Raw genomic sequence first — 23,883 nt, forward strand, 5'->3', positions numbered from 1 at the left:
GATACCTGGCTTTAGATCAGAAGTTGTATCCGACACGCGCGCCGTAAGTGCGCGGATCGCTGACGAAGAAGCCGCCCGGTACCCGGCTCTCGATCTTGATCGTGTCCTCGATGTTGCGGACGTAGGCCTGCACGGTCCAGTGGCCGCCACCGTCCGTGTAGGTGACCGACGCGTCCGATTTATGGGTGGCCGGCTGGCGGTAGCGCACGTTCGCGGCCAGGTCGCTGATCAGGTAGGCGCCCATGAAATGCGTGCCGATCGTGGCGGCGACGTCGCCGCCGCTGGCGACCGCGAAGTGGTGCGTGTACGCCAGGTTCGCGGTGGAGGTCGGCGCGCGATCCAGGTGCTGGCCCGAGTCGTCGACGGTCGCCGACGGCTTGTAGTTCTTGAACTGGGCATCCGTGAGCGACAGCGAGGCGCGCACTTCGCCGTCGTCGCCGACGCGCATTTTGCCTTCCAGCTCGACGCCGTCGACCTTGGAGTTCGCCGCGTTCACCGTGTACGAATCGCAGGTGCTCGGGTCGTTCGTCCGGCACGACGTCGTCGTCAGTTGCTGGTCCTTGTAGTCGTAGTGGAAGACGTTGGCGGACAGCTGCAGCGTGTTCTCGAGGAAGCGGCCCTTGATGCCGGCCTCGTAGGCGCGCAGCGTCTCCGGCTTGTAGCTGCCGGCCGCCTTGGCGCTGTTGAAGCCGCCGGCCTTGTAGCCCGTCGACACGTTCGCGTACACCATGATGTTGCGCATCAGGTCGTGGTCGAGGCCCACCTTCCAGCTGGTGTTCCGGAAGCGCACGTCCGCCGTATAGGCCTGGTCGCTCGTCGTGGCGCCCGGCTTGGCCGGCGCGCCGCCGAGCGGGTCTTCGCCCGTCTTGCGGTCGCGGGTGCCGCGCAGTCCCAAGGTCAGGCGCGTGTCCGGGCGCAGGTCGTACGTCAGCTGGCCGAACGCCGCGTTCGACTTGTTCGTGATGACGGAATTGAACGGCTGGGTGACGGTGAAGCTGCCGAACGGCGCGGTGATGTACGTGTTGTACGAGGAATCGCGGTGGATCGTCTCGTTGAAGTAGTACAGCCCCGCGACCCAGCGCAGGGGACCGGTGCCCATCGAATTGAAACGCAATTCGTGCGAGATCGCGCGGCTGTCGCCCGTGAGCGGATTGGTGAACGGGAAGCCGAAGTAGATACCGTTGTTCACCTGGTCCAGGTACAGGTTCATGCTGGCGACCTGGTACGTCATGTCGACAGCGCTCAGGCGCGTCTTGAACTCGCCGCGGAAGGAATCGGCGCGGTTGTCGCGGTGCGCGTTCGCGTCCTGCTTGAACGGCGCGCCAGTCGTGCGCTGCGTGTCCGAGCCGCGGTCCACGTACACCGGGTTCTGGATGTTGTTGCCGGTACCCGGCGGCGAGAACGGCAGGTTCTCGACCAGCGTGCCCGCGAAGAAGTTCGTGTTCGGCACCGGCGCCGGCGGACCGCCCTGGATCTTGCTCGATTCCGCCGTCAGCAGCAGGCTGGTGTCGGCGTTGAACCTGCCGAGCAGGTGGACGCGGCCGGACTTGTCGTCCTGGCTCTCCAGCGGAACCTTGTTCGGACCCGGCTTGAGGTAGGTGTCGTGCTTGTTCGTATTGACGGCGGCGCGCAGGGCCCACATCGAATTGATCGGGACGTTGATCACGCCATCGATGCGGCGGGTGTTGTAGTTGCCGATGTCGACGCCCACGCTGCCTTCCAGCTTGTTGGTCGGCTTGTTGGTGATCAGGTTGATGGCGCCGGCCGTCGCGTTGCGGCCGTACAGCGTGCCCTGCGGCCCGCGCAGGACTTCGATGCGATCGAGGTCGAAGAACGCGGCCGTCTGCGCCTCGTAGCGCGGCACGTAGGCGCCGTCGATGTGGAACGCGGCGGACGGGTCGCCCTTTTCCGTCATGTCCAGGCTCGTCACGCCCCGGATCGCCACCTGCAGCATGCCGCTCTCCTTCGAGATCTCCACATTCGGCAGCATCTCGGCCATCGAACGGGCGTCGGTCACGCCGGCGTCCTTCAGGTCTTCGCCGGACATCACGGACAGCGCGACGGGCGTCTTGCTGGCCGGCTGGGCGACTTTCTGCGCGGTGATGATGACTTCCGCGATGCCTTTGGATTTCGGTGCGGCCTCGGTTTTCACTTCGTCGGTCTGCGCGAATGCGGCGCTCGACGCGGACAGGTAACCGGCCGCGAACAGGGATTGCGCGAGGACGGACAGCGTGGGGCTCTTCATGGTGGGTCTCCAATTAATCCGGCAGTTCTGATGGCTGCCGTGGGCTGATGTCATGCGAAAAATGGTATGTGTTTTGCCCGGTTTTCCCAATCCGATAATTTGGATTCGAGCTATCGATGCCGTGGATATGCAAACGTGAACGGATCGATGACACGGCGGGGAAACCTGTCCCGTCGGGACGCGCGGACCCGCCGGGTGCGCGGGCGCCCGTCCGGATCCGTGTGACTACGTTCGATGCTTATTGCGCAGGAAGCGGCAGCCAGGCGCCGCCTTCGCACGACGACGCCTGCACCGTCTCGATGAACAGGACGCCGCGCAGGCCGTCGGCGATGGTCGGGAACCATGCCTCGCCGAGGTCAGGTTGCGCGGAACCGCCGCGCCGTGCCAGCAGATGCCGCGCCACCTCCGCGTACAGCGCCGCGAACGCGTCGATATAGCCTTCCGTGTGGCCGGCCGGCACGCGACTCAGGCGCCGCGCGGCGGGATAAGTGCCCGGACCGCCCCGTTCGAGAATGCGGGTGGGCTCACCCAGCGGTGTCCACAGCAATTCGTTCGGCTGCTGCTGGCGCCACTCGATGCCGCCTTTGCTGCCGAACACGCGTATGCGCAGGTCGTTCGCGTGACCCGGCGCCACCTGGCTGGCCCACAGTATGCCGCGCGCGCCGCCGGCATACCGCAGCAGCACCTGCACGTCGTCATCGATGGCGCGGCCGGGCACGAAGGTGTTCAGCTGGGCGCACAGCGATTCGACCGGCACGCCGACGATGGTATCGGCCAGGTGCCAGGCATGCGAGCCGATGTCGCCGATGGCGCCGCCGCCGGCGCGTGCCGGATCCGTGCGCCAGGCGGCCTGCTTCTGGCCGGTCTGTTCCAGCGGCTCCGCGAGCCAGTCCTGGGCGTATTCGACCTGCACGACGCGGATGTCGCCGAGCTGGCCCTCCCTCACCATCGCGCGGGCCTGGCGCACCATCGGGTACGCCGAGTAGTTATGGGTGACGGCGAAGATCAGGCCGCGCTCTTCGGCAAGGGCCTGCAGCGCGCGGGCGTCGCCGCTATTCGTCGTCACCGGCTTGTCGCAGATGACGTGGATGCCCGCTTCCAGGAACGCGCGGGCCACCGGCGCATGCATGTGGTTCGGTGTGACGATGCTGACAGCCTCGATGCCATCGTCGCGCCGGGCTTCCTCGCGCGCCATCTGCGCATAATCCGCATAGACGCGCGCCGGGTCGAGCCCGAGCGCCGCGCCCGAGCGGCGCGACGTGTCGGCGTTCGACGAGAACGCGCCGGCCACCAGTTCATACCGGTTGTCGAGCCATGCGGCGTGGCGGTGCACGGCGCCGATGAATGCGCCCTCGCCGCCGCCGACCATGCCGAGGCGGATGCGGCCGGCCGTCATCGCGCACCTCCCGCGATGCCCAGCAGGCGTGCGTTGCGCTCCGCGTCGGAGGCGGCGCCCGCGAAATCGTCGAACGCCTTGTCCGTCACGCGGATGATGTGGTCGCGGATGAAGCGCGCGCCCTCTTCCGCGCCCTGCTCCGGATGCTTCAGGCAGCATTCCCATTCGAGCACGGCCCAGCCGGGAAAGTCGTACTGCGCCAGCTTGCTGAAGATGGCCTTGAAATCGACCTGGCCGTCGCCGAGTGACCGGAAGCGGCCGGCCCGGTCGGCCCACGGCTGGTAGCCGGAATACACGCCCTGGCGCGCGTCGGGACGGAACTCGGCATCCTTCACGTGCACGACCTTGATGCGCTCGTGGTAACGGTCGATGAAGCCCAGATAGTCCAGCTGCTGCAGCAGGAAATGCGACGGGTCGTACGCGATGTTCAGGCGCGGATGTCGGCCGACGCGCTCCAGCAGCATCTCGAACGTGGCGCCGTCGAACAGGTCTTCGCCCGGGTGCAGCTCGAACGCGAGGTCCACGCCGGCGTCGTCGTAGGCGTCGAGGATCGGGCGCCAGCGCCGCGCCAGTTCGTCGAACGCGGTCTCGATCAGGCCTGCCGGGCGCTGCGGCCACGGATAGACGAACGGCCAGGCCAGCGCGCCGGAAAAGCTGATCGATGCCGCGAGGCCCAGATTCGCCGACGCCCTCGCGGCCAGCAGCATCTGCTCCACGGCCCAGCGCTGGCGCGCCGCCGGGTTGCCGCGCAGGTCCGCGGGCGCGAAGCCGTCGAACGCTTCGTCGTAGGCCGGATGCACGGCCACCAGCTGGCCCTGCAAGTGGGTGCTCAGCTCCGTGATCGCGACGCCGCTTTCCGCCGCGATGCCGGCGACCTCGTCGCAATACGTTTTACTTTCCGCCGCGCGGGCGAGATCGAACAGACGGCGGTCGTTCGACGGCACCTGCACGCCCTTGTAGCCAAGGCTGCCGGCCCAGCGCGTGATCGCCGCCCAGTCGTTGAACGGCGCGGCGTCGCCGGCGAACTGCGCGAGGAAGATGGCCGGACCTTTGATCGTCGTGCTCATGCGCCGCCTCCCGTTACGCTGCGATGGACAATTCGGTCGTGCAGGACGTCACCGGGCTCCAGGGCAGGTACGAGATCCGCAACTGCACGGCGGCCGTGACACTGTGCTTGCCCGGCGCGAGGCCGCCGGCCTGGCGCACGGACACGTCGGCCACTTCGCCGAATTCCCAGCGCTCGTCGTAGGTCGTTTCCAGTTCGTCCAGCGTCCACGTCTTGCCGCGCACGGTGAAGCGTACGTCGTCGCGCGGCACCTTGTGGCCGTCGACGGCGAGCGCGATGTCTTCCACGGCCGACAGCACCTGGCCGCGGTAGTAAGGCAGGCGTACGCCGATGCGCCAGCCGTCGCCGTCGTTGCGCAGCGAATCGGGGTAAATGATGTGTTTGTCGTACATGCTGCGCTCCTCGTTATGCCGCTTCGCCCAACAGGCGCTTGAACATCTCTTGCTGGCGCCGCACCTGCTCGCGGCCATCCACCTCGAACGCGTCCTCGATGTGACGCTGGCCCTCGTATTCGCTCGACAGGTGGCCGTCGTAGCCGCCCTCGATCAGCACGGGGATGATCTCGTCGTACGGGATCGCGGGCTCGTTGCCGGTGTCGTCGATCTCGTAGAACTTGGCGTGGATGTGGAAGATCCACGGCATGAATTCGAGCATGCGGCGCGGATTGCTCCAGATGTTGTGGCGCAGCGTCTCGGCCATCTGCAGGTCGACCGGATTGCCGCCCAGCTTGCGCACATCCATGATCACATAGTCCGGCAGCACGCGCGCCTCGTGCGCCTGCAGGATGAATTCGACGATCTTCGGGGTCGCGCCCATGCGCAGGAAGCGGTCGCGGAAGACGGGCGGGTAGTGTTTGATGTACATCCCCATGTCCGGCACGTAGCCCACGTGGTTCGAGCCCGTGGCGCGCGTGATCTCCGTATAACGCAGGATCCACGGGTGGTCGAAGTGGAACGGCGAGTGCACCTCGATACCCATGCGGATGTCCAGCTTTTCCGCCAGCGGCACGCAGGCGACGACCACTTCCGGCGGCGTGTTGACGATGATGCGCACCGTCGGGCAACCGATGCGCTTGGCGAAGTGCAGGTCGCGCTCCAGCGACGCGACCATCTCGTCGAAGTTCAGGCGACGGTCCTTGTACAGCTTGATGTCCATGAACATGTCGTGACATTGGGCGTAGGCGCCGTGGCGGTCGAGCGATGCGAACCAGTTGGCGATTTGCGCCTCCGGGACGTCCGGAAAGCCGGTGAACGATTGTTCGCTGACGACTTCGATGCCGCGCGCTCCGAGGCCGGCGGCGTGGGCGATGCAGTCGTCGAGCGTCATCTTGCGCAGGAAGGTCTCGTACTGGTAGCTGTACAGCGAGACGCCTCGCTTGATGCGATGCTGGGTAGTCATGGGGTCCTCGATTGCTGGCGTGGAAAAAGTGGCTTACATGCCCGGTTGCGGGCGGGCGGAACGCGACGCCCGGTAATGCAGCAGGCAGGCCCCGACGGCGCATGCCGCCGCGATGAGGCCGAACGCCAGGAAGGCGCCCTGCAGGTTGCCGACCGACGCGCGCATCACATTGACGACGGCCGGCGACAGGAATTGCGCGACGAAGAACGAGCTCGCCCACCAGCCCATGCCGCGGCCGCGGTGCTCGAACGAGAACTTGCTTTGCGCCCAGGCGATCAGCGCCGGCACGATCAGGCCGTTGGCCAGTTGCTGCACGAAGGCGAACGCCAGCGCCACCTTGTAGTCCGGCGCCAGGCCGATGCCGGCGAGCCCGATCGCATAGCCGAGGAATACGAGGAAGATCTGGGTACCGGCACCGAAGCGCGTCGTCATCTTGAAGAGAATCGCGCCCAGCGGCACGCCGATGCTGGGCAGCGCCATCGACAGGCCGATCGACTTGGGATCGGTGACGCCGAGGTCCTTCAGCAGCACGGAAAAGTTGATGACCTGGACGTAGTAGATGGTCGAGAGCAGCACGGTCACGCCGGTCACCATCAGCGCGACGGCGTACGGGAACCGGGTCGCCGCGGGCTGCGTGGCACCGGCCTGCTTGCGGCGCGGTTCCGGTTCGAACAGGAATGCGAGGCTGGCCAGCAGGATCGGGATCGCGACGCCGTACACGAGGAACGGATATTGCCAGCCCCGCGCGGCCAGGAAGCCCGATCCGGCGATGGTGACGGTGCCCAGCACGGACCCGACCACGCCCTGGATCATCAGCCAGCGGTGGCGTTCCTTCTCTTCGAAGTAGTCGGCCAGCAGCGTGTTCACGACCGTGAGCACGCCCGCCTCGCCGAAGCCGATGACGAAGCGGCCGGCGACGACGGCCCAGAAGTTATCGATGAAGAACGGTACGAGGCCGCCGGCGCCGTAGAACGCCATGGACCACAGCAGCAGCGGGCGGCGGCCGAAGCGGTCCGCGATGACGCCGGCGCCGGGCGCGAACAGCGCGATGCAGGCGCTGGGCGCGGTGATCAACAGGGGCACCATCAGGGACGGGTTGGGCACGTTGCGGAAGTGACCCAGCAGGGTGGGCAGGGTGGGCGCCAGCGCGATGATCGCCATCACGGGCAGGAAGCCGGAGATCACGAGGATCCAGCCCTGGCGCCAGTCGGCCTGGCGCTTGGTGGGAACGGCCGCGGAGGACCGTGGGGGGTTGCTGCGCATCGTGTGTCTCCTTGTCGTTATCCTGTCTTGCGCAGGAAATAGAACCAGAATTATGATATCGACTTATTCCCGTTTTCCCAAGTGAAAAATTGCGGGTGTCGGGCGATTGTTTGGATAGCTGCTATCGACCCCGTGGATAGGCGTCCATCGCGCGTACGAGTCGCGCCGCGCCGAACGCGCCCGCCCCCAGCAAGCCGAGCAACAGGGGCAGCACGTGCAGATAGGCGCGCCGGCACCCCTCGGCCGCCGTCGCATCCAGGCCGTGGAAGAACACGAGCCCGGCCAGCGCCACGCCGAACGCGGCCGCGACCTGCTGCACGGTCGTCAGCAACCCCGCCGCGACGCCCGCGGACGACACGGGCACGTCACGCAACGTGGCGTACGACAGCTGCGGCCCGCACAGGCCCAGGCCGATACCCATGCCGAATTGCGCCGCCACGAGCAGCGGCCAGGACAGGCCGCCGCGCAAGGCCAGCGCGCACAGGATGAGACTCGTCGCGGACACCGCGATCCCGGCCAGCAGCGTGCGCACGCCGATGCGCCGGTTCAGCCGGGGTCCCAGCAGCGTGATCCCGGTCATCGCGCCGAACGCGATCGGCGCGCAGGCATAGACCATCTGCGACGCCGACAGGCCCCTGCCCGTCTGCAGCACGAACGTCATCACGAGCAGGTAGCCCGGCATGATCGGGTTCACGCACAGGGTGCACAGCAGCCCGAGTCCGACCTTCCGCAGCCGGAACAGCGCGGGGTCGACGAGCGCGTCGCCGTGGCGGGCCTGGCGCGCGGCCAGGTGGCGCCACGTGATCCAGCCCAGCGGCACGGCGCCCAGCAGCAGCGCGGTCAAGGCCGGCGGCCAGCCGCGCGCCGGTCCTTCGATCAGGGGCGTCAGCAGCGCGAACAGCACCAGTACGGACAGCAAGGCGCCGCGCACGTCGACGGCGACCGGATGCACGCCGCGGCCCGGCGGCAGCAGCAGCGCGCCCGCGACGAGGCTGACGAGTCCCAGCGGCAGGTTGATGAGGAACGTGAGGCGCCAGCCCAGGCCGAGCCAGTCGGCATCGATCAGCAGGCCCCCCACGATGGGTCCCAGCGCGGCCGAGAAGCCGCCGAGGAAGCCGAACACGGTATAGACCTTGTAGCGCTCCTCCGGCGGATACATCACCTGCACGAGAGCCATCACCTGCGGCACCATCAGCGCGGCGGCGGCGCCCTGCAGCAGGCGCCCGACCTGCAGGCTCAGGGTGTCCGGCGCCAGGCCGCAGGCGACGGACGTCGTCGTGAACGTGGCGATCCCGAGCAGGAACATGCGGCGGTAGCCGTGGCTGTCGCCGAGCCGGCCGCCGACGATCAGCAGCACGGCGAACGCCGTGGCATAGCCGGCCACGATCCACTCCAGCGCCGCCTTCGGTGCGTGCAGTGTCGTGCCGATGGACGGGACGGCGACGTTGACGATGGTCGTGTCGAGCAGGTCGATCACGAACGCGAGGGCAACGGCGATCAGCGCCAGCGTGCGCCGGCGGTGGCTGTACTGCGCGGCGGCATGGTGAGCGCTGCCCTCCGCGCTGGAAACGGATTCGATCATTCCGGGACTCTTAATAAGGTTAGACGTCGCGGGCGACGTCGACGAACAGGTCGCGCAGCCAGCGGATGGCCGGGTCGTTGTTGCGATGGCGGTGCCATTGCAGCGACTGGACGAGGCGCGGGATGCGCGGCGGCGGTTCCCACACCCTGATCGGCAGCGATTCCAGCGCGCGCAGCGCGATGCGGCGGTGCACGGTAGCGATGCGGTCGGTGCCGACGACGAGCGACGGCAGCCCGGTCATCGTCGGCGCCGTGACTTCCACGCGGCGCTTGACGTCGTAGCTTTCGATGAACCAGCCGTCCAGCGTCGGCAACGGGTTGGCGCTCGCGAACGTGGGGATGACGTGACCGCAGGACAGGTAGTCGTCGAACGTCAGGCTGTGCTGGATGCGGCTGTGGCCTTCCCAGGTCACGCACAGATAGTCTTCCTCGAACAGTACGGCGGACGGGTGTTCCTTCGCGAGGTATTGCGACGGGATCACGAGGAAGTCGGCGTCGCCCTGCTCCAGCACGTCCGCCGGCTGGCGGTCGTACTGGTGGCGCAGGCTTACGCGCACGCCGGGCGCCTGGCGGTACAGCGCTTCCAGCAGCGGCGGCACCAGCACGGCCATCGTGTAGTCGGAGACGAGGATCGTGAACGTCCGCGTCTCGGTGGCCGGCTCGAACTGGGGCTGCGTGGCGATGGTGCTGTCGATCCGCATCAGCACTTCGCGCACCGGCTCGACGAGTTCCTTCGCGCGCGGCGTCAGCGCCAGCTGGCGCCCCGAGCTGACGAGCAGCTCGTCGTTGAAATAGTCGCGCAGACGGGCGAGCGCGCTGCTCGTCGCCGACTGGCTCAGGAAGATCTTCTCCGCCGCGCGGCTGATGTTGCACTCGGTGAGGAGCGCGTTCAGGACGACGAGCAGGTTCAGGTCGAGCTTATTGAAGCGCATCGCGTGCCGCCTTCCCGGGTTACGCCAGGCCCAGCGCGCGCCGGCTGAGCGCCAGCGATTCCGCGTCGCCGGCGCCGGGAAAGTATTCCAGGCCGATGGCGCCCGCGTAGCCCTTCTCGCGCAGCACGCCCATCACGGCGGGCCAGGCGATGGTGCCGGTGCCCGGCTCGTGGCGGCCTGGCGTGTCGGCCACCTGCACGTGCGCGATATGGCGCATGCGGTCGCCGATGGCCGCAGCCAGGTCTTCATTCGTCTGCGCGGCATGATAGACGTCGGCCAGCAGGCGCAGGCCCGGGCTGTCGACGGCCGCGACGATATCCAGACCGCGCGCGATGGTGTCCACGAACATGCGCTGGCCGTTCAGCAGCATGTGGACGGCTTCCAGCCACAGCACGACCCCGGCGTCATGCGCCATAGCGGCCGCGCGGCGCAGCACGGCGACGGCGGCGTCGAGCTGGTCCTGCGCGGGCACGTCCGGCCGCGTGAAGCCGGACGCCACCACCATGCCGGCGCCGGCGAAGCGCTGCGCGACGGGGATCGCATCGGCGACGGCGGCCAGCACCTTGTCGTGCTCCAGCGGGTCGACGAGGCTGCAGCGGGGCTCGACGCAGAAGCTGACCAGCCGTACGCCGGTCTCGTTCAACGCCTTCTCGATCGCGTCGAGGTCCTTCTCGCGCCACAGGTGGAACTCCACGCCCGGCACGCCGGCCGCGTGGGCGGCGCGGATGCGCGACGCGAGGTCGGCGTTCCCGTTGGCGAACATCCATTCGATACAAGCTGCGAATTGCATATTGGTCTTTCTTCTTTAAGTCATTGAGTGAGCGGGTGCCGCGCCGCCGTTGACGCGGCCAGAACCACGGCGGCGATCAGACAGATCGTGCCGACGACGGCGACGCTGGCCAGGAACGTGCCGGCCGCGCCCTGGACCAGGGTCATCAGCGGCGCGCTGAGGAACTGCCCGAGGAAGAACGAGCCACCCCACAGTCCCATGCCGCGGCCGCGGTGCTCGAACCGGTAGTGCGTGAGCGCCCACGCGATCAGTGCCGGCAGCAGCAGGCCGCCGCCGACCTGGCCCAGCGCGTCGAGCGGCAGGCCGACCGAGGGATTCGGCGCCCACGCCACGCCGACGTAGCACACGCCGTACAAGGCCAGGCTGATCGCGAGACGCAGCGGAACGGACACGCCGCCGAGGCGCTTGAACAGATAGCCGCCGGCGACCGTGCCCAGGCTGGCGATGGTCACGAGCACGCTGATGCGCTCGGGCGATGCGACGCCCATGTCGCCGAAGATGCGTCCGTGCTGCACGGCCTGCACGAAGAACACCATCGAGAACAGCACGGTGACGCCGCACACGAACAGCGTGGAGCGCCAAGGGAAAGCCGCGGCGGCGGAGCCCTGCGCGGGCGCCGCATGGTCGCGTTCCGGCTCCCAGCACGCGAACCACGCCAGCGCAAACACGGCCAGTCCGACGAGGTACAGCAGGAACGGGTAGCGCCAGTGCACGCCCGCCAGCAGGCCGCCCGACAGGATGATGGCGGAACCGATCAGCGGCGACAGCATGTTCTGGTAGCCGAGCCACTTCTCGCGCTGCGCGCCCTCGAAGTAATCGCCCATCAGCGCATTGCCGACCGTGAGGATCGCGGCTTCCGCCACGCCCACGATCACGCGGCTGGCGACGATCAACGGCAGGCTGTCGAACATCAGCGGCGCCAGGCCCAGCAGCGAGAACGCGAGCAGCGCGACCAGCAGCAGGTTGCGGCGCCCGAAGCGGTCCGCCAGCATGCCCGTGAAGCCCGACATCAGCGCCACGCACAGCGACGGCACCGTGATGATCATCGGGACGAGCAGCTGGAAGTGCGGCACGTTCGAGAAGTGCTGGAACAGCAGGGGCAGGCCCGGCACCAGCGCGGACAGCGCCAGCGACGGCATGTTCACGATGGCCATCAGCGCGATGCCCTGCGCGAGACCGCCGTGACGGCGCGGCGTGGCGCCCGTGGGCAGCGCCGGCATGGCGGCGGAAGACGTCAGTTCAACGGGATTCACGGCGATCCTTTCTCGGCGGGTCAGTCCAGGCAGCGGTCCAGCACGCGCTGTTTGTACCAGCTGTTGAGCATCATGCCGGTCGCGATCGGCGCCGGCCCCTTGTCGCTTTCGACGATGACCCAGCCGGCGTAACCCAGTTCGCGCATGACGGCCAGCAGCGCGGGGAAGTCGACGAGTCCCGTGCCCATCTCGCCGAACCAACGCTCGATCTCGCGTTCGCCGCCGGCCGCGATCAGCGCCCGCTCGGCGTTCGGCAGCTTGTACTCCTCGAGCGTATCCGTCGCCAGCGCATCCTTGAACTGGAAGTGCCACACGCGCTCGTGGAAGCGGCGGTACAGCGCGACGACGTCGTGGCCGGCGATCGTCAGTTCGGCCGTGTCGAAGCACAGGCCGACGTTGGCGCGGTCGCACAGGGACATCAGGCGCTCCAGCTCCTCGACCGTGCGCAGCGCGGACAGCGCGTCCACGTGCAGCACCGTCTTCAGGCCCAGTTCCGCCGTCATCGCGCCGACCGCGTTCCAGCAATCGGCCGCCGCGGCGATGCGTTCGGCGTTCAATCCCCCCTCCTTCCACCACGAAGGGAACGGCCGCACGACGAGGCAATCGCCTTTCAGCTCGGCCAGCAGTTCCGCATGCACGCGCGCCTGGGCGAGGATGCGCGGATGGTCGGCGGGCTGGGTGCTATTCAAACCGAAGTGCAGTTCCTCGAAGCTCATCACGGTCGGATCGAAGAAGGTGCTCGCGACCCGGCGGATGCCCCAGTCCTTCAGCTTCAGGCGGAAGTGGTCGCTGGAGCCGAAATTGACGGTGATGTTTTCCGGACGGCCGATCGGGTCCCAGCGGCCGCTGCCCGCGTTCAGTTCCACGGCGTCGAAGCCGCAGGCGGCCGTCACCTTGAAGGCGCGCTCGATTTCTTCCATGCGCGCGAAGCTCGTGAAGCCGGCCTTCCACTGGTTCAGGGCGTAGCCCCATTTGATCTGTTTCTGCATGCTGGTCTTCCGTTCAGGCGTAGATGTTTTTCAGGACGTGCTGGATATACCAGGCGGAGAGCGCCGTGCTTTCTGGGTAGTTGCCGCCGCCGACGTCGGCCTTGTCGTGCTCCACGCCGACCCAGCCCTCGTAGCCGCACTCCTTCATCGCCGCCATCAGCGCGGGAAAGTCGACGAGGCCGCCCGGTGTGCCCATCTCGTGGAACCAGCGCGGCGTCGTCGGCGCCATCACTTCGGCGTCCGGGCGGCGGCGGTAGTCGCCCGTCAGGTCCACGTTCAGCGTGTCCTTCATGTGGAAGCCGCCGCAGCGGTCGTGCAGTTTGAGGTACAGGTCGACCGGGTCGACACCCGCGATCACATGCTGCGCCGTGTCGCAATAGAAGAACACGTAGCGCGGATCGGTCCACTCGTAGAACTTGCGCAGCTGTTCGGCGGTGCGGATCCCGCAGAAGAACTCGTGGTGGCAGCACGTTTTGACGCCGTATTTCTGCGTCATCTCGCCAACGCGGTTCCACAGCTCGGCGCACGCGCGGATCTTGTCGTCCGTGACCGGCTCGACGTCGTAGTACAGCCCCGCCGGCATGACGATGAAGTTTTCGACGCCCAGGCCCTGGCTGGAGCGCATGATGTGTTCCGCGTAGCCCACGATATGGTCGTGCGTCGAGCGGACGTGCGGCGCGCTCTGGCGCTCGTCATACATCACGGCGTGAAACAGGCTCAGGACCTTGTCGATGCCGCGCGACTGCATGAAGGCGCGCGCGTTTTCCAGGCTCCCGAACAGTTCGCGCAGCGGTCCGAGGTGGAAGTCGAAGGTCTCGATCGCCTCGTAGCCGATGGCCGCGATCTGCTTGAGGAAATCGTCGAAGCGCTGCACCGACGTGTATTGCGACAGCTGCCCCTGCGGCGTGTCGATGCGCCAGTGATCCATATAGGCCCAGCGGAGTTTATTGGTCGTCATATATGTAATTAGAATTCTGGTTATGTTCAATATCAAAAAGATGGCGGCAACAAGCCGCCCTCGTTCAACGTTCCGGCACGAACAGCAGGTAGGCCAGCATCATGTCGCTCAGGTCTTCCAGCAATTCGCGCCAGCCGCGCGCTTCTCCCTTGCCGCCGAAGCTGTCCAGGCCGAGGAAACGGGCCTGGGTCGCATAGATCAGCAGCATGCTCGCCTCGATCGCGCGCGCCGGATTCGGATGCCGGATCTCGGCGCTGCACGCTTCGACGAGGCGGCTGAACTTGGCGTGGTTCTCGTGCGCGGATTTCTTGCCGGCCGCGCCGATGACTTCATCCGCAGCGCCGCGCAGCATGAAGGAGCGCAGCACGCTGGCGTTCTCCTTCAGCAGGTTGCCGAGGCCCGCCACGACGGCCGGCACGACCTGCGCGAGACCGTGCGCCTCGACCGAGATGCGCTGCGCCTCCGCCGTGAACGCCGCGTCCAGGCGCTCGAAGAACCGCACCTGCACGGCACGCAGCAGTTCGTCCTTGCCGGTGACGCGGCCATACAGCGCCCCGGTCGAGACGCCCGCAAGCTGGCAGATCTCCGCCAGCGTGATCTGGTCGTAAGGCCGTTCGCGCAGCAGGTCGATGGTCGCCTCGATGATGCGATCGAACGATTGCCGGCTGCGGCCCTGCTTGGGCGCCCTGGCGTGGGCGGTTGAGGTCTCCATGGGTATCGTCAATTCGTCGTGTTAGAGTAAAGGCGGATTCTAGCCGAAATCACAGCGCGCCCGCCTTCAGTTGCGCCACGGCGTAATCGGCCGCGCGCGCCGTCAGCGCCATGTACGTCAGCGACGGATTCACGGTGCCGGACGACGCCATCGCGGCACCGTCCGTGACGAACAGGTTCGGTACGCCGTGCACCTGGTTGTGCGCGTTCAGCACCGATTCCGCCGGGTCGTGGCCCATGCGCGCGCCGCCCATCTCGTGGATCGACACGCCGGGTATCGCCCGCACGGGAATCGTCACGACGTGCTTGGCGCCCGCCGCGACGAGCATCTGCTCCGCCTGTTTCGCCGCATCGAGCTTCATGCGGCGCTCGTTCTCGCCGTACGCGACGTCGAAACTAAGCTGCGGCAGGCCGAAGCCGCCCCGCTTGTTCTCGTTCAGGACGACGCGGTTGTCCTTCTGCGGCAGCTGTTCGCAGAAGGCGCCGAGGAACGCGATCCACTTGCCTGGTCGCGCGATCTGGTGCTTCATGTCCGCGCCGAAGCCGTCGGTCTGGGCCGCCGTGTTCGTCCAGTCGTCGCGCATCGCGCCGCCCTGGAAGCCGTAGCCGCGCGTGAAATCGGCGTCCGCATCCTGGCCGCCGATATTGCGGAAGCGCGGCACGAGGATGCCGGTCGGCCGCCGGCCCTCGTAATTGCGGTCCTCGAAACCGGGGATCTCGGCGAACACGCCGACGCCCGCGTGATCGACGAGGTAGCGCCCCAGCACGTCGCTGTGGTTGCCGATGCCGTTCGGATGCGCCGCGCTCCTCGACTGCAGCAGCACCTGCAAGGTACCGTACGTCGACGCATTCAGGAAGATCACCTTCGCGCCAAAGCGCAAGCGCTCGCCCGACTTGGCGTCGATGACCCGCACGCCGGTCGCCTTTTTTGTGGCAGGATCGACGTCGATCGCTTCCACGACGCTGTCCGTGCGGATCGTCAGCAGGCCCGTTTTCTGCGCGGCCGGCAAGGTGGAACTGAGCGAGCTGAAATACGCGCCGAACGAGCAGCCGCGGTTGCAGATGGCGCGGCGCTGGCACGGGCCACGGCCTTCATGGGCTTCCGTCAAGTTAGCCACGCGGCCGATCGTCACGCGGCGGTCCGTCCACTTCGCCTCGACGGTGCGCTTGAGGTGTTTTTCCAGCGCCGTCATTTCGAACGGCGGCAGGTAGTGCCCGTCCGGGAAATTCTCCAGCCCTTCCGGCGCGCCGCTCACGCCGATGAATTTTTCCACGTGCGTGTACCACGGTTCCAGGTCGGTGTAGCGGATCGGCCAGTCGTTGCCGTGGCCGTCGCGCTTGTTCTGCAGGAAGTCGTCGGGCCCCCAGCGGTAGGACTGGCGGCCCCACGTCAGCGAGCGGCCGCCCAGCACGTCGGTGCGGTGCCAGCGGAACGGTTTCACCTGCTCGTACGGGTTCTTGCGGTCGTTGATCCAGTAGTGGCGGTTCGCCCAGCTGAACGCGCCGCGCTCGATCTTGCTCTGGATTTCGTAGTCGCGCGCGTCGAGCTGGCGGTCCGGCAGGCCTTGCATCGGCGCCTGCCACGGCGCGGTGAATTCGTGGATATAGCCCTTCTGGTGTTCGAGCGGCTTGCCGCGTTCAAGCACGAGCACCTTCAGGCCCTTCTCCGTGAGTTCCTTGGCGGCCCAGCCGCCGGTGATCCCGGAGCCGATGACGATGGCGTCGAATTCGGTCGTTTGATTCATGATGTCCTTTCGCGCGCGGTCAGATGACGTTCTGGTACGGCCACGTCTTGATGTCGACGTCGCCGTCGAAACGCCCCGGCACGGCCACGTAGCGCAACTCCTTCGTGCTGCCGATCTCCGAGGTGAAATAGCCGTAGACGACCAGGTCGCGCAGGCGCAGGTAGAACGGCGATTGCGGGTCCTCGATGCGGGCGGCCAGCTCGAACGTATGGCCCTCGTACGGGCTCGATGCGCGCAGCGCCTGCAGGATCTCCGTGGCCTGGGCTTGTGTGCACGCCGCGAAGCCCTTCTTGTAGCGCTGGCGCGCGCTCGCGTCGAGGCTTGCCAGGCCGGTGCGGAACTGCGCCAGTTCGGCAGGCAGCATCCAGTGTTTCGCCAGCGCGTCGATGAAGTGCGGGACGCCGGCCGCGATGGCGCCCGGCGTGTCGGTGACGGGCACGATGGCGTCGGCGGCCACCGTCAGTATCTTGAGTTCGGGCTGCGTGAACCCGGGGTTGCGCGGCGTCGCGGCCGCGCCGGCATGCTGCAGCGCGGCGGCGGCCGAGGCGCTGGTCCAGGCGCCAGCCGTGGCGGCACCTACCAGCAATGCGCCCAGCATGGTGCGGCGGGACGGGCTCGCCGGGCGCGCCTCGCGTACGATATCGATCTTCATCTTTGTCTGTCTCCGAGTGGATCGTTTTTTTTAGGATAGCACAGGTTTCATAACAATAATTCTGATTTTTTATTACCTCGTGCAAGCACGCCGGCCGGGTTGACGACCTGCTCCGCCAGCAGCTTCAGACTGGCCGTGACCTGCGCGTCCAGGCACTGTCCCTGCGCGTCGAACAGCTTCACGCCGGCCGTGTTCAGGGTCACGCCCAGCGGCGTGGGCCAGCCGCGCAGCGCGTGCACGATCGAGCGCAGCGCGCCGAGGGTCGTGTTGCAGCCCTGCCAGCCGGCGGCCGTGACGATGCAGCCGACCGGCATGCCGTCCAGGTACACGCGCTCGTCCGCGCGCAGGTCTTCCAGCAGGTCGATGGCGTTTTTCACCAGGCCTGAGACGCCGCCGTGGTAGCCGGGCGACGCGAAGATGACGGCGTCGGCCCTGCGCACGGCGTCGACGATGGCGCGCTGCGCGGGGCTGCGCTCGCGCTGCTCGGGCGAATACACCTCGAGCGTACTGAGGGCTTCGCCGCCGAACAGCTGCGTGCGCGCGCCCAGCTCTTCGGCGAAGTGCAGCGCCGTGCGCAGCGCGCTTTCCGTGCTGGAGCCGGGACGGGTCGTGCCGCCGATGCCGACGATGAAGGGACGTTCCCGGTCGGCGAAATTGGTGTCGATGGCGTTCATGGTATCTCCTGTTGGGTGCAGCAATCAGTTCACATTCACTTGTACGGCGAGCGGCAGGTCGGCGCTGGAGCGGCCCACGAGCAGGTCGACGGTGCCCGGAAGATCGGTCCAGCCGCCCTCCCACACCTGCAGCCGGCGGCGGTCGATGGCGACGCGTAACGTGCGTGCCTCGCCCGGCGCGAGCGTGACCTTGTCGAAGCCGACGAGCGTCAGTTCGGGCACCGTGCGGTAGACCTGCGCCACTTCGGCGCCGGTGCGCGTGCCCGTGTTGCGCACGGTGACGGTGACCGTCCAGCCATCGGCGCCATCCGGCTCGACCGCGGCGCCGCTAAGTGCAAACGTCGTGTAGCCGAAGCCCGCGCCGAAGGCCTGCCGCGGTGCGACGCCGCGCGCCGCCAGGCCGCGATAGCCGATCCGCGTACCTTCGTCGTAGCGCAGGTCGCCGTTCACATCGGGCTGCAGCGACAGCGCGGGATAGTCGGTGTCCGTGCAAGCGATCGTCACGGGCATGCGTCCACCCGGTTCGCGGTCGCCCGCCAGGACGTGCGCCAGCGCGCGGCCGAATTCCTCGCCCGGATACCAGCAGTGCAGCACGGCCTTCGCCTGCGTCTCCCAGCGCGTGTCGAACGCGTGGCCGACGTTGGTGACGATCACCGTGTTCGCGTTGGCCGCGCACACCCGGTCGATCAGCGCGAGCTGCTCGACCGGCAGGCGCGTATCGATGCGGTCGCGGCTTTCGACGCTGGCGTCCGACGTCTCGCCCACCACCAGCACGACGGCATCCGCCGCGCGGGCGGCCGCGACGGCGCGGGCCATCATCGCCTCATTGCTGTCCGGACCGCGCACGCCGTACCAGAGGCCCTGGCAGCGGGCAGCCGTGTAACGCAACTCCACGACGACGTCGACTTCCTGCCCGGCGCGGAGGTCGACGGTCACGCAGTCGGCGTCGCCGCTTTTCAATCGGCCCATGACGTCGCCGGGCGCCAATTGCTCGTCGCGGCGGAAGACTTCCATGTCGCCGACGACGAGGCGCAGCGCGCCCGTGCCGCCCACATAGAAGCGGTGCGGGCCGTCTGCCGTCGCCGTGACGACGCCGCTGGCGCGCGTCGCCGCGGCCCGCTGCAGCGCGCCGGCCGCGTGCACGCCGTGGAACCACGTGAGCGAATTCGTGTCGCGGGTCTCGCTCAGCAGCGGGCTGCCTTCGCAGTCCGCGTTGTCGAAATAATCGAGCGTCATGCCGCGCGTGCAGCCGTCATCGAGGTCGCGCGCGGGACGGGCGGGCATGCGCGGCAGCCTCGGTTGCGGATCGACGCCCGGCTCGTAGTCCACGATGGCGTCGCCGAGGCGTGCGCGCAGCGCGTCGATGGGCAGCAGCGCGTCGGGGCGCACCGCGATCTTGGCGAATGTGCCGCCCTGGAAGCACGGCGCGCTCGCGTTCGGACCGATGACGGCGATCCGAGGGAATCGCGCCGGGTCCAGCGGCAGGATCGCGTCCTCGTTGCGCACGAGCGTGAAACCGGCGGCGGCCGCCTCGACGAGCAGCGCGCCGGCCTCCAGCGCCGGCAGCGGCTGGCCTTTCCCGGCGCCGAACCGGCGCGCCGTGGCGGCGACGCGTTCGGCCGCGTCGCGCAGGCGTGCCGCGTCAACCTGGCCCTCGGCGACAGCGGCTGCGCTCTTCGCGCCGAGGAAGCGCGCGGGGCTCGGCATTTCCAGGTCGAGACCACCGTTCAAGGAACCGCGCGTGGAATGCGTGCCGAACCAGTCGCTCATGAACACGCCGTCGAACTTCCACTCGGCCTTGGCGACGTCGCGCACGATCTGTCCCGCTTCCGCGCACCACGCGCCGTTCACCTTGTTGTACGCCGTGAGCATGCCCGCGCATCCGGCCTTGGCGGCCATCTCGAACGGCTGCAGATACACTTCGCGCAAGGTGCGCGCGTCGACGACGGCGTTCATGCTGTCGCGCGCCGTCTCGCTGTCGTTGCAGACGAGGTGCTTCGCGACGGCGCCGGTGCCGACGGACTGGCAGCCCTGGATCCACGCTGCGCCCAGCACGCCGCACAGCAGCGGGTCTTCGGAAAAATATTCGAACGCACGCCCCGCCAGCGGGCTGCGCGCCAGGTTCAGGTTCGGCGCCAGCATCAGGTCGACCTTGCGCCGGATCGCTTCCCCGCCGACGAGGCGCCCTATCTTCCGTACGAGTTCCTTGTCCCAGCTGGCGCCCAGCGCGACGGGCGCGGGCGTCAGCAGCGAGACGTCGCGTTCGTCCACGCGCGGGCCGGCCACGCCCATCGGGCCGTCGGCCATCGCGAGCGATGGAATGCCGGCGTGCGGGATGGCGGCCGTGGCCCACATCGACGCGCCCGCCGTCAGCGTCGCCATCTCGTCCACGGTCAGTTCGGTCATGGCTTTCATTGGAACGCCGGGAACACGTGTTCGGCCAGCAGGCGCAGGGTCTGGTCCGCATAGGCGAGGCGCTTCGCCGTCAGGGGACCGGTCACGGTGCCGCACAGGATATTGCCGATGCCGACGGCCTGATACGCGCGCAGCTTGTCGATCACGGTCGCCGGGCTGCCGTACAGGCACCACGTGGCCATCCATTCTTCGGTCAGCGCGCTGCCGGTGCGGTCGGTCTTCTTGTTCGCCTCGTCGCTTTCCGCCTTGGCGTTGAACGCGGCTTCACGGTCGATGGCTTCCTGGTACGACGCCAGGATCTCCAGCACTTCCGCGCGCGCCTGCTCGTCGGTCGGCGCCAGGTGCACGCACTGGTAGCTGTGCGTCGTCCACGACAGCGCGTCGGCCACCGTCTCGGCCGGATGCCCCGCGGCCAGCAGCTGCTCGTGGTATTTGGCGAAGTATTTTTTCACGTGCGACAGCGGTTCCAGGCCGCCGATCTGCGGCGGCGTGAACGCGGGGATGAAGGCCGGCCAGCCATTGACGGCGGCGCGCGCGATGCTCGCATCCTTCATCGCCACCGGCATCAGGCGCGCATGCTTGACGCCATACGGGCTCGGGGCGATGCGCTGCAGCACGCGGCCCTTGTGGAAGCCGTCCAGTTCGATCGCCTCGTCTTCCATCCGCTTGTTCCACAGGGCTTCCGCGGCCGTCAGGTTCTCGTCCGCGATGCGGCCCGCGTCCTTGTAGTTCACGCCGAAGCCGATCATCTCTTCCGGCGTCGTGCCCGACCCCACGCCCACCAGCAGCTTGCCCTTCGTGAGATGGTCGAGGATATTGATGCGCTCGACGAAACGCACCGGATGATGCAGCGGCACGGTCGTGACGGAAAAGCCGAAATGCATGTCCGGCAGCTTGGCCGCGAGGTACGACGCGAACATGAAGCTGTCGCTGGCGACGGGCATGTAGCCGTTGAAATGGTGGTCCGGCAGGAAAATGGCATCGAAGCCGAGCTTGCCCGCCAACAAGGCGTGCTGCTCCAGGTCGACGATGAGCTGGCGGTCGGCGTCCGGCGTCATGGTGCGGGCGTTGAGGAAGACGGAAAAGCGCATACAAATCCCTTCTGGGTGGGTCGAGGAATCGCCGGATTGGCTACCGGCGTGAAACAATAATCGTAATTATGATTATGGTAGATGGGGAAATCGGCTTCGTCAATCTCTTTTATTCGATGGCGCAAGCGGCTAAGATCGGGCTGCGCACACGGCGCTCATCGCTCAACTGACGAGGAAACGGACATGGACCTGATTCTGTGGCGTCACGCCGAAGCCGAAGACACCGAGCCGGACCTGACACGCAACCTGACCGACAAGGGCCGCAACCAGGCGCGGAGCATAGCGCAATGGCTGCATGGCTTCCTCCCCGGTCAGGTGCGCATCGTGTGCAGTCCGGCCAACCGCACGCGGCAGACGGCGGATGCCCTCGGGCTGCCCTACGACATCCGCAACGATATCGCGCCAGGCGCCTCCTGGGACGATCTGCTGAAAGCCACGGGCTGGCCCAGGGGCGACGGCGTCGTCATGCTCGTCGGCCACAACCCGGCCATCAGCGAGCTGGCCACACGGCTGCTGGCCGGCAAGCCGTTTCCGATGTCGCTGTGCAAAGCCGGCGTGGTGTGGCTGGGCACCGGCACGCGCGACGACGAGCCGGGCGTCATCCTGAAAGCCGCGATGGTGCCGGCCATGCTGAAGCCGCGTTGACGATGCGCCCGCGACAAAAAACGCATATCCATAGAACCCTCGCCGGGATATGAATATCGCGACTTAATCGTTCTGCATTCGCGTGTCCCTTCGTAAGATGCCCTCACTCATCCATTACGAAAGGGACATCATGACCGCCAGCACAGGACGCCGCCAGGCCCGCCTCTCCCATCGACAGCAACAGGCACGCCGCCTGCAAACCTGCGTCCTGCTGGCCCTGTGCATGTTGCCGGTGGCGGCCGCCTTCGCGGCGCCCAGCGTGTTCCCGACGGGCGTCACCCGCTACGAACCGCGCAACGCGTGGAACGGTTACGTGCTGTTCTCGGGCCAGGACAAGAAGACGCACCTGATCGACATGAACGGCAATGAGGTGCACCGGTGGACGCAGGAAGGCTTCCCGCCCGTGCTGCCGGCGCCGGACAAGACGGGCGGTGCGCGCGGCCACGTGCTGCTGCAGCTGGCGCAGCTGCCGGGCGTGCACGCCGCCGGCAATGGCCTGGGCAATGCCGCGGTCGGCGAGCTCGATTGAGACGGCAACTCCGTCCGGCGCTGGGCGCCGCCGCGCGCCGGCCCGTGTCGATTTCCAAGCACGGCACCACCATGAGCGAACCCGATTGGACACGCCGCGCCGACAGAGGCCTCCCGCCCTCGCGGTCGCACCGCAAACCTGCCCGCGGCAGACAGGAAGAGTCAGCCGGACATCGTCCTCATCCTCGCGGGCGGCGTGGGGTACGCCGACCGCGCGTCTACGTCGACGACAATACGGATTTCGCCACGCATCAACGGCAACGAATCTGTTCGATGTGGCGACGGACCAGCGCGGGCGCGCCAACCCGGCACACCGTCATCCGGACGCGTTCAGCCGTCTGGAAAGGGAATGGGAAGCCTGGAGCGCGAGCATGCTGCCGATCACCCCGGACGTGCGCACGCACGGGGTCAACGGGAAGGTGCAAGCCGACCACTACCACGCGGACGGCACGGACTGAGGGAAGTCCGGCGCGCCGCGCTCACTCTTCCGGCGCGTCGTCCTTCTCGTCGCGGCCCAGCAGCTCGCTGGACCACTCCTGCCAGCTGCAGTTGGGGCAGCGGCGCCACAGCAGGATCAGGAAAAACGTCGCGCAGCCGCCCGCGAGCACGACGGCGTGCAAGGACAGATCCGGTTCGAGGCCGTAGAGGAAATCCAGCATGGGGCACCTACCTTCCCGGCGGCATCATTCATGGCGATACCGCATGATTCCACTGTAGACCAAGCCGGGGACGGTGTCCAGCGCACGGCCGGCACGTGTATCAGATCGGCTTTAGGAACAGCCCGACCGTCAACGCGATACCGATGCCGACGATCGCCACACGCAGCGCCTTCTCGTTGACGCGGTGCAGCGCCCACGCGCCCAGCAGCCCCCCGATAATGGCCCCGGCCGCCAGCACGGCGCATTGCAACCAGTGCAGCTGCGGCGACGTCAGGAACAGCACGACGGCCGACGCGTTCATCACGCCGGCCAGCACGTTTTTCGTCGCGCCCGCGTTGCGCGCGGCGAGACCGGCCATCGTCAGCGCGGCCAGCATCAGGATACCGATGCCACCGCCGAAATAGCCGCCATAGACGGCGATCAGGAATTGCGCGGCGCCCGTCGCGACAGGCCCCAGGTGCACGGCACCGGCCGCGCCGGGCTTGCGGAAGAAACTCCCCCACGTGAACACGGCCGTCGCGAACAGCACGAGCCACGGCACGAGCCGCGCGAACACGGCCGGCGACGTGTGCAGCAACAGCAGCCCGCCCGCCGCGCCGCCGGCGATGCTCAGCACGAACAACGCCCAGAACGGCAGCTCGCCTGCGCCGCTGACCAGCTTGCGCCCGGCGAACCCGGACGTGACCTGCGCGGGGAACAACGCGACGGTCGACGTGATGTTCGCGGCGAGCGGCGTCATGCCGGACAATATCAACGCGGGCAAGGTGACGAACGACCCCCCGCCCGCCAGCGCGTTCTGCACGCCGGCCCATAGCCCGGCCAGGAAGACGAGCAGCAGCATCATGGCGCTGCTCCGTATTGACGAACGATGGCGAAGACTGGGCGGTGGGGT

23 protein-coding genes are annotated in these 23,883 nt (G+C 67.6%); 3 read left to right on the forward strand and 20 right to left on the reverse strand.

The window, feature by feature from the left end:
• Positions 1–16 precede the first annotated feature (16 nt).
• The 18 genes from BVG12_RS06550 to BVG12_RS06635 form a co-directional block, all read right to left on the reverse strand.
• Positions 17–2,245 (reverse strand): TonB-dependent receptor, encoded by a 2,229-nt coding sequence (locus BVG12_RS06550; protein WP_075791723.1) that lies wholly within the window; start codon positions 2,243–2,245, stop codon positions 17–19.
• Between the two features lie 238 nt (positions 2,246–2,483).
• A complete protein-coding gene (locus tag BVG12_RS06555) occupies positions 2,484–3,641 on the reverse strand; it encodes a Gfo/Idh/MocA family protein (protein ID WP_075791724.1) in 1,158 nt (385 codons plus the stop codon).
• Positions 3,638–4,708, reverse strand: a complete 1,071-nt coding sequence (locus tag BVG12_RS06560; RefSeq protein ID WP_075791725.1) for a sugar phosphate isomerase/epimerase family protein — start codon at positions 4,706–4,708, stop codon at positions 3,638–3,640. The genes BVG12_RS06555 and BVG12_RS06560 overlap by 4 nt, the downstream gene beginning before the upstream one ends.
• 13 nt (positions 4,709–4,721) lie before the next feature.
• On the reverse strand, positions 4,722–5,099 hold the full coding sequence (locus BVG12_RS06565; RefSeq protein ID WP_075791726.1) for a C-glycoside deglycosidase beta subunit domain-containing protein: 378 nt from the start codon (positions 5,097–5,099) through the stop codon (positions 4,722–4,724).
• 13 nt (positions 5,100–5,112) lie between these two features.
• Positions 5,113–6,105 (reverse strand): sugar phosphate isomerase/epimerase family protein, encoded by a 993-nt coding sequence (locus BVG12_RS06570; RefSeq protein ID WP_075791727.1) that lies wholly within the window; start codon positions 6,103–6,105, stop codon positions 5,113–5,115.
• A 33-nt stretch (positions 6,106–6,138) separates the two neighbouring features.
• On the reverse strand, positions 6,139–7,368 hold the full coding sequence (locus tag BVG12_RS06575) for an MFS transporter (RefSeq protein ID WP_075791728.1): 1,230 nt from the start codon (positions 7,366–7,368) through the stop codon (positions 6,139–6,141).
• A gap of 121 nt (positions 7,369–7,489) precedes the next feature.
• Complete coding sequence (locus BVG12_RS06580; protein WP_075791729.1) at positions 7,490–8,950, reverse strand: MFS transporter; 1,461 nt, start codon at positions 8,948–8,950, stop codon at positions 7,490–7,492.
• Positions 8,951–8,969: 19 nt separating this feature from the next.
• Positions 8,970–9,881, reverse strand: a complete 912-nt coding sequence (locus BVG12_RS06585; RefSeq protein ID WP_075791730.1) for a LysR family transcriptional regulator — start codon at positions 9,879–9,881, stop codon at positions 8,970–8,972.
• A gap of 19 nt (positions 9,882–9,900) precedes the next feature.
• The gene (locus BVG12_RS06590; RefSeq protein WP_075791731.1) at positions 9,901–10,671 is read right to left on the reverse strand and encodes a TIM barrel protein; all 771 of its coding nucleotides are present in this window, start codon (positions 10,669–10,671) and stop codon (positions 9,901–9,903) included.
• A 20-nt stretch (positions 10,672–10,691) separates the two neighbouring features.
• A complete protein-coding gene (locus BVG12_RS06595) occupies positions 10,692–11,924 on the reverse strand; it encodes an MFS transporter (RefSeq protein WP_075791732.1) in 1,233 nt (410 codons plus the stop codon).
• A 20-nt stretch (positions 11,925–11,944) separates the two neighbouring features.
• Entirely contained in the window at positions 11,945–12,913 is a 969-nt protein-coding gene (locus BVG12_RS06600) for a sugar phosphate isomerase/epimerase family protein (protein WP_075791733.1), read from the reverse strand.
• Positions 12,914–12,926: 13 nt separating this feature from the next.
• Entirely contained in the window at positions 12,927–13,871 is a 945-nt protein-coding gene (locus BVG12_RS06605; RefSeq protein WP_229503824.1) for a sugar phosphate isomerase/epimerase family protein, read from the reverse strand.
• A 64-nt stretch (positions 13,872–13,935) separates the two neighbouring features.
• Positions 13,936–14,583, reverse strand: a complete 648-nt coding sequence (locus tag BVG12_RS06610) for a TetR/AcrR family transcriptional regulator (protein WP_075791734.1) — start codon at positions 14,581–14,583, stop codon at positions 13,936–13,938.
• Positions 14,584–14,632: 49 nt separating this feature from the next.
• Positions 14,633–16,327, reverse strand: a complete 1,695-nt coding sequence (locus tag BVG12_RS06615) for an FAD-dependent oxidoreductase (protein ID WP_075791735.1) — start codon at positions 16,325–16,327, stop codon at positions 14,633–14,635.
• A 19-nt stretch (positions 16,328–16,346) separates the two neighbouring features.
• Positions 16,347–16,979 carry a gluconate 2-dehydrogenase subunit 3 family protein gene (locus BVG12_RS06620; RefSeq protein WP_075791736.1) on the reverse strand — a complete coding sequence of 211 codons (633 nt, stop codon included), beginning with the start codon at positions 16,977–16,979 and terminating at the stop codon, positions 16,347–16,349.
• Positions 16,980–17,026: 47 nt separating this feature from the next.
• Complete coding sequence (locus tag BVG12_RS06625; protein WP_075791737.1) at positions 17,027–17,653, reverse strand: NADPH-dependent FMN reductase; 627 nt, start codon at positions 17,651–17,653, stop codon at positions 17,027–17,029.
• A 24-nt stretch (positions 17,654–17,677) separates the two neighbouring features.
• Positions 17,678–20,059: a beta-glucosidase gene (locus tag BVG12_RS06630; RefSeq protein WP_075791738.1), complete on the reverse strand. Its 2,382-nt coding sequence runs from the start codon at positions 20,057–20,059 to the stop codon at positions 17,678–17,680.
• Positions 20,060–20,064: 5 nt separating this feature from the next.
• On the reverse strand, positions 20,065–21,159 hold the full coding sequence (locus tag BVG12_RS06635; protein WP_075791739.1) for an LLM class flavin-dependent oxidoreductase: 1,095 nt from the start codon (positions 21,157–21,159) through the stop codon (positions 20,065–20,067).
• Between the two features lie 183 nt (positions 21,160–21,342).
• On the opposite strand from BVG12_RS06635, the gene BVG12_RS06640 reads away from it, so the two are divergent.
• The 3 genes from BVG12_RS06640 (at position 21,343) to BVG12_RS06650 (ending at position 22,790) form a co-directional block, all read left to right on the forward strand.
• Entirely contained in the window at positions 21,343–21,804 is a 462-nt protein-coding gene (locus BVG12_RS06640) for a SixA phosphatase family protein (protein ID WP_075791740.1), read from the forward strand.
• Positions 21,805–21,934: 130 nt separating this feature from the next.
• Positions 21,935–22,333, forward strand: a complete 399-nt coding sequence (locus BVG12_RS06645) for a hypothetical protein (RefSeq protein WP_075791741.1) — start codon at positions 21,935–21,937, stop codon at positions 22,331–22,333.
• A 274-nt stretch (positions 22,334–22,607) separates the two neighbouring features.
• A complete protein-coding gene (locus BVG12_RS06650; protein ID WP_075791742.1) occupies positions 22,608–22,790 on the forward strand; it encodes a hypothetical protein in 183 nt (60 codons plus the stop codon).
• Between the two features lie 21 nt (positions 22,791–22,811).
• Here BVG12_RS06650 and BVG12_RS06655 read toward each other — a convergent pair whose 3' ends face one another.
• Positions 22,812–22,991 carry a hypothetical protein gene (locus tag BVG12_RS06655; RefSeq protein WP_075791743.1) on the reverse strand — a complete coding sequence of 60 codons (180 nt, stop codon included), beginning with the start codon at positions 22,989–22,991 and terminating at the stop codon, positions 22,812–22,814.
• A gap of 100 nt (positions 22,992–23,091) precedes the next feature.
• Positions 23,092–23,832: a sulfite exporter TauE/SafE family protein gene (locus BVG12_RS06660; RefSeq protein WP_075796235.1), complete on the reverse strand. Its 741-nt coding sequence runs from the start codon at positions 23,830–23,832 to the stop codon at positions 23,092–23,094.
• Positions 23,833–23,883 lie beyond the last annotated feature (51 nt).

Origin of the sequence: Massilia putida, from assembly GCF_001941825.1 — a bacterium.
GTDB classification, from domain to species: Bacteria; Pseudomonadota; Gammaproteobacteria; order Burkholderiales; family Burkholderiaceae_D; genus Telluria; species Telluria putida.

Excerpts from the sequence above, each read along its gene's own strand:
- BVG12_RS06615 (WP_075791735.1), bottom strand. The coding sequence starts at position 16,327 with ATGAATCAAACGACCGAATTCGACGCCATCGTCATCGGCTCCGGGATC.
- BVG12_RS06555 (WP_075791724.1), bottom strand. The coding sequence starts at position 3,641 with ATGACGGCCGGCCGCATCCGCCTCGGCATGGTCGGCGGCGGCGAGGGC.
- BVG12_RS06660 (WP_075796235.1), bottom strand. The coding sequence starts at position 23,832 with ATGCTGCTGCTCGTCTTCCTGGCCGGGCTATGGGCCGGCGTGCAGAAC.
- BVG12_RS06580 (WP_075791729.1), bottom strand. The coding sequence starts at position 8,950 with ATGATCGAATCCGTTTCCAGCGCGGAGGGCAGCGCTCACCATGCCGCC.
- BVG12_RS06655 (WP_075791743.1), bottom strand. The coding sequence starts at position 22,991 with ATGCTGGATTTCCTCTACGGCCTCGAACCGGATCTGTCCTTGCACGCC.
- BVG12_RS06600 (WP_075791733.1), bottom strand. The coding sequence starts at position 12,913 with ATGCAGAAACAGATCAAATGGGGCTACGCCCTGAACCAGTGGAAGGCC.
- BVG12_RS06585 (WP_075791730.1), bottom strand. The coding sequence starts at position 9,881 with ATGCGCTTCAATAAGCTCGACCTGAACCTGCTCGTCGTCCTGAACGCG.
- BVG12_RS06565 (WP_075791726.1), bottom strand. The coding sequence starts at position 5,099 with ATGTACGACAAACACATCATTTACCCCGATTCGCTGCGCAACGACGGC.
- BVG12_RS06560 (WP_075791725.1), bottom strand. The coding sequence starts at position 4,708 with ATGAGCACGACGATCAAAGGTCCGGCCATCTTCCTCGCGCAGTTCGCC.
- BVG12_RS06625 (WP_075791737.1), bottom strand. The coding sequence starts at position 17,653 with ATGAACGCCATCGACACCAATTTCGCCGACCGGGAACGTCCCTTCATC.
- BVG12_RS06645 (WP_075791741.1), top strand. The coding sequence starts at position 21,935 with ATGACCGCCAGCACAGGACGCCGCCAGGCCCGCCTCTCCCATCGACAG.
- BVG12_RS06575 (WP_075791728.1), bottom strand. The coding sequence starts at position 7,368 with ATGCGCAGCAACCCCCCACGGTCCTCCGCGGCCGTTCCCACCAAGCGC.
- BVG12_RS06635 (WP_075791739.1), bottom strand. The coding sequence starts at position 21,159 with ATGCGCTTTTCCGTCTTCCTCAACGCCCGCACCATGACGCCGGACGCC.
- BVG12_RS06640 (WP_075791740.1), top strand. The coding sequence starts at position 21,343 with ATGGACCTGATTCTGTGGCGTCACGCCGAAGCCGAAGACACCGAGCCG.
- BVG12_RS06550 (WP_075791723.1), bottom strand. The coding sequence starts at position 2,245 with ATGAAGAGCCCCACGCTGTCCGTCCTCGCGCAATCCCTGTTCGCGGCC.
- BVG12_RS06610 (WP_075791734.1), bottom strand. The coding sequence starts at position 14,583 with ATGGAGACCTCAACCGCCCACGCCAGGGCGCCCAAGCAGGGCCGCAGC.
- BVG12_RS06620 (WP_075791736.1), bottom strand. The coding sequence starts at position 16,979 with ATGAAGATCGATATCGTACGCGAGGCGCGCCCGGCGAGCCCGTCCCGC.
- BVG12_RS06570 (WP_075791727.1), bottom strand. The coding sequence starts at position 6,105 with ATGACTACCCAGCATCGCATCAAGCGAGGCGTCTCGCTGTACAGCTAC.
- BVG12_RS06590 (WP_075791731.1), bottom strand. The coding sequence starts at position 10,671 with ATGCAATTCGCAGCTTGTATCGAATGGATGTTCGCCAACGGGAACGCC.
- BVG12_RS06630 (WP_075791738.1), bottom strand. The coding sequence starts at position 20,059 with ATGACCGAACTGACCGTGGACGAGATGGCGACGCTGACGGCGGGCGCG.
- BVG12_RS06605 (WP_229503824.1), bottom strand. The coding sequence starts at position 13,871 with ATGACGACCAATAAACTCCGCTGGGCCTATATGGATCACTGGCGCATC.